Origin of the sequence: Streptomyces sp. SID14436 (genome assembly GCF_010548465.1) — a bacterium.
In the GTDB taxonomy this organism is placed as follows: domain Bacteria; phylum Actinomycetota; class Actinomycetes; order Streptomycetales; family Streptomycetaceae; genus Streptomyces.
The window spans coordinates 1-9,929 of the sequence record NZ_JAAGMD010000186.1 but is presented as its reverse complement, the minus strand read 5'-3'; the positions used below and the strand labels follow the sequence as shown (position 1 = coordinate 9,929).

At 73.4% G+C, this 9,929-nt stretch carries 9 protein-coding genes and 1 pseudogene; 6 read left to right on the top strand and 4 right to left on the bottom strand.

The features are described from left to right. Window positions 1–428: pseudogene (locus tag G3I53_RS06730) on the top strand (serine/threonine protein kinase); the annotation flags it as partial. Here G3I53_RS06730 and G3I53_RS06725 read toward each other — a convergent pair. Together G3I53_RS06725 and G3I53_RS06720 are read right to left on the bottom strand one after the other, a co-directional pair. Further along, on the bottom strand, window positions 374–1,174 hold the full coding sequence (locus tag G3I53_RS06725) for a hypothetical protein (protein ID WP_164337724.1): 801 nt from the start codon (window positions 1,172–1,174) through the stop codon (window positions 374–376). The pseudogene G3I53_RS06730 and the gene G3I53_RS06725 overlap by 55 nt on opposite strands. Window positions 1,175–1,181: 7 nt before the next feature. Further along, window positions 1,182–2,231 carry a LacI family DNA-binding transcriptional regulator gene (locus G3I53_RS06720; protein WP_164337725.1) on the bottom strand — a complete coding sequence of 350 codons (1,050 nt, stop codon included), beginning with the start codon at window positions 2,229–2,231 and terminating at the stop codon, window positions 1,182–1,184. A gap of 240 nt (window positions 2,232–2,471) precedes the next feature. Between G3I53_RS06720 and G3I53_RS06715 the strand changes: the two genes are divergently transcribed. The 3 genes from G3I53_RS06715 (at window position 2,472) to G3I53_RS06705 (ending at window position 4,998) form a co-directional block, all read left to right on the top strand. Next, a complete protein-coding gene (locus tag G3I53_RS06715; protein ID WP_164438117.1) occupies window positions 2,472–3,425 on the top strand; it encodes an ROK family protein in 954 nt (317 codons plus the stop codon). Window positions 3,426–3,615: 190 nt separating this feature from the next. Further along, window positions 3,616–3,810, top strand: coding sequence for a hypothetical protein (locus G3I53_RS06710; protein ID WP_164335195.1), 195 nt, complete (start codon window positions 3,616–3,618; stop codon window positions 3,808–3,810). Between the two features lie 144 nt (window positions 3,811–3,954). Next, complete coding sequence (locus tag G3I53_RS06705) at window positions 3,955–4,998, top strand: NUDIX hydrolase (protein WP_164335193.1); 1,044 nt, start codon at window positions 3,955–3,957, stop codon at window positions 4,996–4,998. 184 nt (window positions 4,999–5,182) lie between these two features. Here G3I53_RS06705 and G3I53_RS06700 read toward each other — a convergent pair whose 3' ends face one another. After that, window positions 5,183–6,544: a dipeptidase gene (locus G3I53_RS06700; protein ID WP_164335191.1), complete on the bottom strand. Its 1,362-nt coding sequence runs from the start codon at window positions 6,542–6,544 to the stop codon at window positions 5,183–5,185. A 193-nt stretch (window positions 6,545–6,737) separates the two neighbouring features. Here G3I53_RS06700 and G3I53_RS06695 point away from each other — a divergent pair, with 193 nt between their 5' ends. Beyond that, entirely contained in the window at window positions 6,738–7,976 is a 1,239-nt protein-coding gene (locus G3I53_RS06695) for a geranylgeranyl reductase family protein (RefSeq protein WP_164335189.1), read from the top strand. Between the two features lie 125 nt (window positions 7,977–8,101). Here the strand turns inward: G3I53_RS06695 and G3I53_RS06690 are convergent, their stop codons facing one another. Beyond that, window positions 8,102–8,560, bottom strand: coding sequence for a nitroreductase family deazaflavin-dependent oxidoreductase (locus G3I53_RS06690; RefSeq protein ID WP_164335187.1), 459 nt, complete (start codon window positions 8,558–8,560; stop codon window positions 8,102–8,104). Window positions 8,561–8,887: 327 nt separating this feature from the next. Between G3I53_RS06690 and G3I53_RS06685 the strand changes: the two genes are divergently transcribed. Beyond that, the gene (locus tag G3I53_RS06685) at window positions 8,888–9,655 is read left to right on the top strand and encodes a TetR/AcrR family transcriptional regulator (RefSeq protein ID WP_164335185.1); all 768 of its coding nucleotides are present in this window, start codon (window positions 8,888–8,890) and stop codon (window positions 9,653–9,655) included. Window positions 9,656–9,929: the final 274 nt, after the last annotated feature.

Here is a 9,929-nt window from a genome sequence, read left to right as displayed (position 1 = left end):
ACGGGCAGGACGACGAGGCGGACCGGGGCCGGGACACCCCCGCCCCGGACAGCAGCCCGGACAGCAGCACCGGCACCACGCCCACCACGCCCCCGGCGACCGGCCCCGCGACGCCGGCCGAGGACGACCCGGCCGCCGCCCGGTCACCGGCCTGCCACGCCATCGGCGGCGGCCGGTACAACTGCCACGTCGGCCGCACCACCGCCTCCTACACCGACTCCGGCACCCGGGCGGGCGTCCTCAGGCAGGGCACCAACTACTTCTACTGCCAGCAGAACCTGGGCCGCCGCGAGACGTACAAGAAGTGGACCAACGTGTGGTGGGCCCGGACCGACGACGACAGCGGCAACAAGGACGTCTGGGTGAGCGTCGTCTACGTCCGGGGCGGCGCCAACGACGGTCCGGTGCCCGGGCTTCCCGTCTGCTGAAGCTCCAGGTACCGCTCCAGCCCCGAGTCCACCACCCGCTTCTCCTCGGCGAACAGCCGCGTGCCCCGCGCGCACAGCAGGACGTCCGCGCGGGCCCGGGCGGAGAACTCCTCGGCGGTGGTGCCGAACAGTTCCCGCAACGCCGGGGAGCCGACCAGGAGTTCGGTGAGCAGCTCGCGCTGCCCGGGGTGGGTGCGCGGGACGCCGGTGCCGTCGTGCAGCACGCCGTGCCGGTTGACGTACGCGTACGCACCGGGCAGCGAGGTGCCGTCGGCAAGGTCGACGCGCACGTCGGGGGAGGGCAGCCAGGCGCGGCCGTAGTTGCCGTCCGGCCGGGGCACGCCCTCGCTGGCGTCGACGGCCGCGAGCTGCTCGGCGTCCAGCCAGAGCACGAACAACTCCCGGGCCGCGCCCGGGGCTTCGACCGGCGAGGCGGACACGTACCCCATGCGGCTCACATGGGCCGAGACGCCCACGTCGACGCCCGTGACCCGGGCCCGCACCATCGGGACGGTCGCGGTGATGCCCGACTCGGCCATCTTGTGCCGCAGCTGGCCGGGGGAGGCGTTCGAACCGACGGCCAGTACGGGCACCCGGTCCGGGTGCACCAGACGGTCGAGCGGCAGCAGCCGGTCCCCGTCGAGCAGGCCCGAGTCGGCCGGCCAGACCTCCGGATACAGCAACGGGTCCTCGCGCGGCACTCCGGCCAGCCCCAGCGCCTCCAGCGTGCGGTCCTCCGCCGTCATCGGCGGCTCAGTCCGCCGGCGCCAGCTCGCCCGAGCCGCGCGTGATCAGCCGGGTCGGCAGTTCGATGCGCTCCGGCAGCGGGAGGGTGCCGTCCAGCCGCCGGAACAGCCGTTCCGCCGCGGTCCGCCCGAGGGCCGCCGCGTCCTGCGCGACGACGGTGACGCCCGGCCGGAGCAGGTCCCCGAGCTCGATGTCGTCGAAGCCGACCAGCGCCACCCGGCGCGCCTGCTCCGCCAGCACCCGGATGACGGTGACCGTCACCCGGTTGTTGCCCGCGAAGACGGCGGTGACCGGGTCCGGCCCGCTCAGCATCTCCTCGGCCGCCCGGCGCACCCGCTGAGGGTCGGTGACGCCCAGCGACATCCACGCCGGGGCCACCGGTATGCCCGCGTCCTCCATGGCGGCCCGGTAACCGCGCAGCCGCTCGGCCGCCGTGTGGATGCGCGGCATGTCGCCGATGAAGCCGATCCTGCGGTGCCCGTGGGCGATCAGGTGGGCGACACCGTCGCGGGCCCCGCCGAAGTTGTCCGACACCACCACGTCCGCGTCGATCCGGCCGGCCGGACGGTCCACGAACACCGTGGCCACGCCCGCCCTGATCTCCGGCTCCAGGTAGCGGTGGTCGTCCCCGGCCGGGATCACCACCAGGCCGTCCACCCGGCGGGCGCACAGCGCCAGCACCAGCTCCTGCTCACGCTCCGAGTCCTCCGCGCTCGAACCGTTGATCAGCAGCGCGCCGTGCGCCCGGGCCACCTCCTCCACCGCGCGGCTCAGCGGGCCGTAGAAGGGGTCGGCGAGATCCTCCAGGACCAGTCCGATGCTGGCGGTGCGGCCCTTGCGCAGCACCCGCGCGCTGTCGTTGCGGCGGAAGCCCAGCGCCTCGATGGCCTCCTGCACCCGGCGCTCGGTCTCCGCGGTGACGCCCGGCTCGCCGTTCACCACGCGCGAGACCGTCTTCAGACCCACCCCGGCACGGGCCGCCACGTCCTTCATCGTCGGACGGTTGCCGTAGCGGGCCCCTGGGAGGTGATGGGTGCGGTGATGGGTCTCCGGCACGGTGCGGTGTCCTGTCCTGTCGTCCACGGGGGTGCGTAGTCCATGGGGTTGTATGAGGATGTGGCGTCGAGCATAGAACCTGGACAACGTTGTCACGCTCGGGGGAGACTGTCCACCGTGCCCTCCGGCCCGTACCCCACCGCGAGACCGGGTTGTGGTTCGCCCCATGTGTCACCTCTTGGTCCCACATGGGTCTTTCTCGGTTATTCGTCTCATGGTTGACGGGGAGATCCGACACTGATGCACACCGACCTCGTGGCTGCGCTCGACATCGGCGGCACCAAGATCGCCGGCGCACTGGTGGACGGCGGGGGCGGCCTGCTGCTGCGCGCGCAGCGGCCCACGCCCGCCCGGCAGGACGGCGAGACCGTCATGCGCGCGGTCGAGGAGGTGCTCGGCGAACTCACCGCCTCCCCGCTGTGGGGCGGCGTCGGCGCCGTGGGCATCGGCAGCGCGGGCCCGGTGGACGCCACCGCCGGCACCGTCAGCCCGGTGAACGTGCCCGGCTGGCGCGACTACCCCCTGGTCGCCCGGGTCCGTGCCGCGGCCGGGGACCTGCCCGTGGTGCTCATCGGGGACGGCGTGGCGATCGCCGCGGCCGAACACTGGCAGGGAGCCGCCCGCGGCCACGACAACGCGCTGTGCATGGTCGTCTCGACCGGCGTCGGCGGCGGCCTGGTGATCGGCGGCCGTGTTCACCCGGGCCCCACGGGCAACGCCGGTCACATCGGCCACATCAGCGTCGACCTCGACGGCGATCCGTGCCCGTGCGGCGCCCGCGGCTGCGTGGAGCGGATCGCCAGCGGCCCCAACATCGCCCGCCGAGCCCTGGACAACGGCTGGCGGCCGGGCCCCGACGGCGACACCTCCGCGGCGGCGGTGGCCGCCGCCGCCCGGGCCGGTGACCCGGTGGCGGTGGCGTCCTTCGAGCGCGCCGCCCGGGCGCTGGCCGCCGGCATAGCGGCCACGGCCACCCTCGTCGAGATCGACATCGCGGTGATCGGCGGGGGAGTGGCCAAGGCCGGCGAGGTCCTGCTCGCCCCGCTGCGCCGCGCGCTGACCGAGTACGCCACCCTGTCCTTCGTCCAGCGGCTCGCGGTCGTCCCGGCCCGCATGGGCACCGACGCCGGCCTCGTGGGCGCCGCGGCGGCAGCCCTGGCCCGGCGGGCGGACACGGCTGTGGCGGGTGTCTGACGAGCGGGCCGGGGCGGGTGTGGCGGGTGTCTGACGGGAGGGCCGGGGCGGTGTCACAGGTGTCTGACTGACGGGCGGACAGGGGCGTCGGGGGACGTCTGACCGGCGGGCCGCGGGTCCGAGTCGCAGGTTTCCCGCCTCTTCCACATCGGTGCGTGACCCCGGAGCGGTTTCCGCAGTTGAACGGGGCATGAAGAAGCGCAGCATGCTCGCCATCGCCTCCCTGGCCACCGGTTTCGTCGTCGCGGCCGTCACGCCGTCCCACGCGCTCGGTGAGGACCTCGTCGGCCTGAGCGTCGACGACACCCTCAGCACGCTCGACCGGGCGGAGGTCGCCTCGGACAGCCTGGCCCCCGCCGGTGACGTGGTGCAGGACAAGGACTGACGCGTTCTCCGGCCGGACCGCACGGCGCCGGTGCCCCCGCTCCCGAGGGCACCGGCGCCGTCGTTTCGCGTTCTGAGCCGTATCTGGTTTCCGTGGCAGGGTGGAGCGGGCAAGCCACAGGGGGCCAACAGAAGAGGGGGAACCGTGATCGTCTGGATCAACGGTGCGTTCGGTGCGGGGAAGACCACCACCGCACGGGAACTGATCGAACTGATCCCGAACAGCACGCTCTTCGACCCCGAGGTCGTCGGCGGGGCGCTGGGCCACCTGCTCCCGCCGAAACACCTCGCGGAGGTGGGCGACTACCAGGACCTCCCGATCTGGCGACGCCTGGTGATCGACACGGCTGCGGCAATGCTCGCCGAGCTCGGCGGGACCCTCGTGGTGCCCATGACCCTGCTGCGCCAGGAGTACCGCGACGAGATCTTCGGCGGTCTCGCCGCCCGCCGCATTGCGGTGCGGCATGTGCTCCTCGCCCCGGCGGAAACGATCCTGCGCGAGCGCATAGCGGGCCGGGAGGTCCCCGAGGGGCTCCCGGACGGCGAGATACGCGTCCGGCAGTGGGCCTACGACCACATCGAGCCCTACCGCAGCGCCCTCGCCTCCTGGCTCACCGCCGACGCCTACCCGGTCGACAACGGCGCGCTGAGCCCCTACGACACCGCCGCACGCATCGCCGAGGCCGTCGCCGCCGGATCGGTGCCCGCCTGCGACATCGTGCAGACCGCCGAACCCACCGCCGAGACGGTCGCCGCGGGCGTGCTGCTCTTCGACGAGCAGGACCGCGTACTGCTCGTCGACCCCACCTACAAAGCGGGCTGGGAGTTCCCCGGCGGGGTCGTCGAACCGGGCGAGGCACCCGCGCGCGCGGGCATGCGCGAGGTCGCCGAGGAGACCGGGATCAACCTGGAGGAGGTTCCCGGCCTGCTCGTCGTCGACTGGGAGCCACCCGCACCGCCCGGTTTCGGGGGCCTGAGGCTCCTCTTCGACGGCGGCAGACTCCAGGCCGCCGACACCGGCCGGCTGCTCCTGCCCGGCCCCGAACTGCGCGCCTGGCGCTTCGCCTCCGAGGCGGAAGCCGCCGAACTCCTCCCCCCGGTCCGCTACGAACGCCTCCGCCGCGCCCTGCGGGCCCGGGAACGCGGGCGGGCCATGTACCTGGAGGCGGGCGTACCGGTAGGACCGTGACGGGCCGCGCGGCGGGGGCCGTGGGGCGTGGGCCGTGGGGCGTGGGGACTTGGGGTGTGGGACGTGGGGTGTGGGGCCGGGCGTCGTGACGGGCCGGAATCCCACCGGAGCCGGGCGGGCGCCGGCGTCCCCGTCGGCCACCGGGGGGCCCACCAGCGGGGACCCGGCGGCCGACGGGGACGGCTCAGCTCGCGCCGGCGGCGTAGTTGCGCAGGAACAAGGCTTCCGTGACCGACAGCCGCTCCAGCTCGTCGGGGGAGACGCTCTCGTTGACCGCGTGGATGCGGGCCTCCGGCTCGCTCAGGCCGATCAGCAGGATCTCCGCCTTCGGGTACAGCGAGGCCAGGGTGTTGCACAACGGGATCGAACCGCCCTGACCGGCCAGGCTCATCTCCTGGCCCGGGTAGGCGACCCCCATCGCGTCGGCCATGGCCCGGTACGCCGGGCTGCTCGGGTCGGCACGGAACGGCTGACCCTGCCCGACCTGCTCGGTGCTCACCCGCGCACCCCACGGCGTGTGGGCCTCCAGATGCGCCCGGAGCAGCTCCGTGGCCCGGGTCGCGTCCGTGCCCGGCGGCACCCGCAGGCTGATCAGCGCCCGCGCGCTCGCCTGGACGGACGGGGTGGCGCCGACCACCGGCGGGCAGTCGATGCCGAGCACCGTGACCGCCGGGCGGGCCCAGATCCGGTCGGCGACCGTGCCCGAGCCGATCAGCTCCACACCGTCCAGCACCCCCGCGTCCTTGCGGAACTGCTCGTCGTCGTACTGCAGTCCGTCCCACGAGGCGTCCCCGGACAGCCCGTCGACGGTGGTGCTGCCGTCCTCGGCGCGCAGCGAGTCCAGGACGCGCACCAGCGCCGCCAGCGCGTCGGGTGCCGCACCGCCGAACTGGCCCGAGTGCAGGTTGCCTTCGAGGGTGTCGATCCGTACCCGCACGAGCGTCATGCCGCGCAGGATGGTGGTGACCGTCGGCAGGCCCGGCCGGAAGTTGCCGGAGTCGCCGATGACGATCGCGTCCGCCTCCAGCAGCTCCGGGTGCGCCTCGGCGTACCGCTCCAGTCCGCCGGTGCCCTGCTCCTCCGAGCCCTCGACGATCACCTTGACGTGCACCGGCACGCCGCCGTTCGCCTTCAGGGCGCGCAGCGCCAGCAGGTGCATGATGAGGCCGCCCTTGCAGTCCGCGGTGCCCCGCCCGTACCAGCGGCCGTCCCGCTCGGTCAGCTCGAACGGCGGGGTGTCCCAGCCCGCCTCGTCCAGCGGCGGCTGCACGTCGTAATGGGCGTACAGCAGCACGGTCCTGGCGCCCTCGGGGCCGGGCAGGTATCCGTAGACCGACTGGGTGCCGTCCGGGGTGTCGAGCAGGGCCACGTCCTGGAAGCCCTCGGCGGTCAGGGCCTCCGTGATCCAGCGGGCGGCTCCCTCGCTCTCGCTGCGCGGGAACTGGCCGAAGTCCGCCACCGACTTGAAGGCCACCAGTTCGGTGAGCTCCTCCTTCGCCCTCGGCATCAGCGAGGCGACGGTCGCGGCGACCGGATTCGACGACATGGGCACGCTCCTTGTGGGTGCGACGTTGTAGGGGTGTGTACTCCCCCGTACGAGTTGATCGTGCGGTACGGGCAGCCTCCGGTGTACGGGGCACCCATGCCGCCGATCCTCCCACAGCGGCCCGTGGTGATCGTCGCCGTAGGATGCGGGGGTCAAGAGCGGCAGGCGGCTGGATCGGGAGCAGTAGACCATCGTGAGCAGCGAGAACTCTTCAGCGGACGACGTGCGGCAGGTGTGGGACGTCGTCGTGGTGGGCGCGGGACCCGCGGGGGCTTCGGCCGCCTACGCGGCGGCGGTCGCGGGACGACGCGTGCTGTTGCTGGAGAAGGCGGAGCTGCCGCGCTACAAGACCTGCGGCGGCGGCATCATCGGCCCCACGCGCGACGCGCTCCCGCCCGGCTTCGACCTGCCCCTGAGGGACCGCGTGCACGCGGTCACCTTCTCCCACAACGGGCGGTTCAGCCGCACCCGGCGCTCCCGGCAGATGCTGTTCGGGCTCATCAACCGGCCGGAGTTCGACCAGCAGCTCGTTGAGCACGCGCAGAAGGCGGGCGCCGAACTGCGCACCGGGGCCACCGTGCAGCGCGTCGAGCAGCACGGCTCGGCCGTCCCGGACCGGCGCACGGTCGCCGTCGTCCTCCAGGGCGGAGAGACCGTGCTGGCCCGCGCCGTCGTCGGCGCGGACGGCAGCGCCAGCCGGATAGGAGCCCACGTCGGCGTCAAACTGGACCAGGTCGACCTCGGCCTCGAGGCGGAGATCCCGGTCCCGGACACCGTCGCCGAGGACTGGAAGGGCAAGGTGCTCATCGACTGGGGCCCGATGCCCGGCAGTTACGGCTGGGTCTTCCCCAAGGGCGACACCCTCACCGTCGGCGTGATCTCCCGGCGCGGCGAAGGCGCCGCGACGAAGCGGTACCTGGAGGACTTCATCGGCCGCCTCGGTCTGGCCGGGTTCGAACCCAGCATCTCCTCCGGGCACTTGACCCGCTGCCGGGCCGACGACTCGCCGCTGTCCCGGGGCCGGGTGCTGGTGTGCGGCGACGCGGCCGGGATGCTGGAGCCGTGGACCCGCGAGGGCATCTCCTTCGCCCTGCGGTCGGGCCGGCTCGCGGGGGAGTGGGCGGTACGCATCGCGGAGGCCCACGACGCCGTGGACACCCGGCGCCAGGCCCTGAACTACGCGTTCGCCGTCAAGTCGGGGCTCGGCGTGGAGATGAGCGTCGGCAAGCGCATGCTGGCCGCGTTCGAGCGGCGTCCCGGTGTCTTCCACGCGGTCCTCACCGGTTTCCGCCCCGCCTGGAAGGCGTTCAAGGACATCACGCAGGGCTCCACGACCCTCGGCGAGCTCGTCCGTACCCATCCTCTGGCGCACCGCGCCCTGCTGGCCTTCGACCGCCGTCCGGCGAGCGACGACACCCGGCCGACGGACTGACGTCCCGGCGACAGGGGCAGCGGGGCAGCGACAGCGACAGGGGCGGCGGGGCAGGACAGCGAGGGCAGGGACGGCGAGGGCAGGGAGGGCTGGGGGCAGGGAGGGCGGGTTCGGGGCGGCCGGGGTCAGCTGGTGAACGTGATCCGGAAGACCGGGTGGTCGGGGGCGATGCGGCGCAGCTCCTCGTCGGAGGAGTCCGGGCCCACGCCCCTGAAGAACACACCGACCTCGGCCTTCCAACGCTTGAGGTAGGCGCGCAGCAGCGAGGGCTTGTCGTCGTCGGCGACCTCGGTGGCGGTGAAGGGGTCGACACGCTTGCCCAGGCGCAGCTCGCCGCCGCCCGCCGCGCGCATGTTGCGGGTCCACTGGACGTGACCGCGCGGCGCGACGAGGTAGTGCGCGCCGTCCACGGTCAGCAGGTTGACCGGGGTCGTCCGCCACTCGCCGGACTTGCGACCGCGGACGGCCAGGATCCGGGAACCCCAGACGCCGACCCCGCGACGGATCAGCCAGGCGACCCCGCGGTTGAGGAAACCGACGGTGAACCGGCCGGGCTTCTGGACGTGCTGTGTGGGCGTGGACATGGGGGCCTCCGTGGCTGAGTGGGAACGCGGTCTCTGGGAGATGCTGTCTCTGTGGGATGCGGTCTCTGGGGATGCGGTCTCTGGGGATGCGGCGCTTCGGCGAGGGGGGAATGTTGGAGTGAACCGACGAGGGGAACGAGAACACCGTTCTTGTTTGTGAGCAGTGCTCTCGGTTGCCGGGTTTCATTGTGCGGGATGGTCGCCACGGAAAGCAAGAGCAGTGCTCTCGCTTGTGCGCAGTGCTCTCTTTAGTGTGCGGCGCTCCGGGTTGCGTGCAGCGCTCTCCATTGCGTGCAGTGCTCTCCTTGCGGTGTCACACTGTCCGGCATGAGCACCCCACACGGCGCCCGTGCCCGGGCCAGGATCGAGATCACCGCGGCCATCAAGGAGAAGGCGCGCGCGCAGCTCGCGGCGGACGGCGCCGCAAAGTTGTCCCTGCGGGCCGTGGCCCGTGAGCTCGGTATGGCCTCGTCCGCGCTCTACCGTTACTTCCCCAGCCGCGACGATCTGCTGACCGCTCTCATCATCGACGCCTACGACTCCCTCGGCGAGGCGGCCGAGGCCGCCCACGCGGCGGCCGACGACGCCGGACCGGTACAGCGCTGGACCGTGGTGTGCGAGGCGGTGCGCCGCTGGGCGCTCGAGCATCCGCACGAGTACGCGCTGATCTACGGCACCCCGGTCCCCGGGTATAAGGCGCCCCGGACCACGGTCGCGGCCGCCTCGCGCGTGGGACTGGTGCTCATCGGCATCCTCCGGGAGGCGCACCGGGGCCTCGGCCTGGCCAAGCCCTCGCTGCCGGCCGAGCTGAGGCCCGAGGCCGAACGGATGGCAGCCGACCTGGCGCCCGACCTGCCGCCCGCGGTGGCCGTGGCCATGGTGGCCGCCTGGGCGCAGTTGTTCGGGCTGGTGGGATTCGAGCTGTTCGGGCAGTTCAACCGCGTGGTCGAGGACCGTGAGCGGTTCTTCCGGCACGCAGCCGGGCAGCTCGCGCACGGTGTCGGCCTCGTCTACGGGCAGCAGGGCCCGAACGGAAACGGCACCGCCCCCGGCTCCGGGGCCGCGGCCGGCGCAGGGCGCCCCGCCGCGAACTGACCACTGACCCGGCGAGCGCAACCTCGCACCGCAACCGGAACGGCCGGACAGCGAACACCCTCTCCAGGACCCGTCGCCCTGACAGCGTCGCCCCCCGGGTCCGCTCGGACGTACTTCGCCGGGAGTACGTGTGATCACCACGCCCGGGTGACGCCGCTCGCCGTCCGTGGCGTCTAGCGTGGCCGGCATGGACGAGCAGCGCGGGCGCGGAGCCGGGCGGTCCGGCCCCCGGCAGGCGCCGGGCCTCGCCGACCGGCGGCACGACCGGAGGACG

Excerpts from the sequence above, each read along its gene's own strand:
- G3I53_RS06725 (WP_164337724.1), bottom strand. The coding sequence starts at position 1,174 with ATGACGGCGGAGGACCGCACGCTGGAGGCGCTGGGGCTGGCCGGAGTG.
- G3I53_RS06715 (WP_164438117.1), top strand. The coding sequence starts at position 2,472 with ATGCACACCGACCTCGTGGCTGCGCTCGACATCGGCGGCACCAAGATC.
- G3I53_RS06710 (WP_164335195.1), top strand. The coding sequence starts at position 3,616 with ATGAAGAAGCGCAGCATGCTCGCCATCGCCTCCCTGGCCACCGGTTTC.
- G3I53_RS06700 (WP_164335191.1), bottom strand. The coding sequence starts at position 6,544 with ATGTCGTCGAATCCGGTCGCCGCGACCGTCGCCTCGCTGATGCCGAGG.
- G3I53_RS06690 (WP_164335187.1), bottom strand. The coding sequence starts at position 8,560 with ATGTCCACGCCCACACAGCACGTCCAGAAGCCCGGCCGGTTCACCGTC.
- G3I53_RS06685 (WP_164335185.1), top strand. The coding sequence starts at position 8,888 with ATGAGCACCCCACACGGCGCCCGTGCCCGGGCCAGGATCGAGATCACC.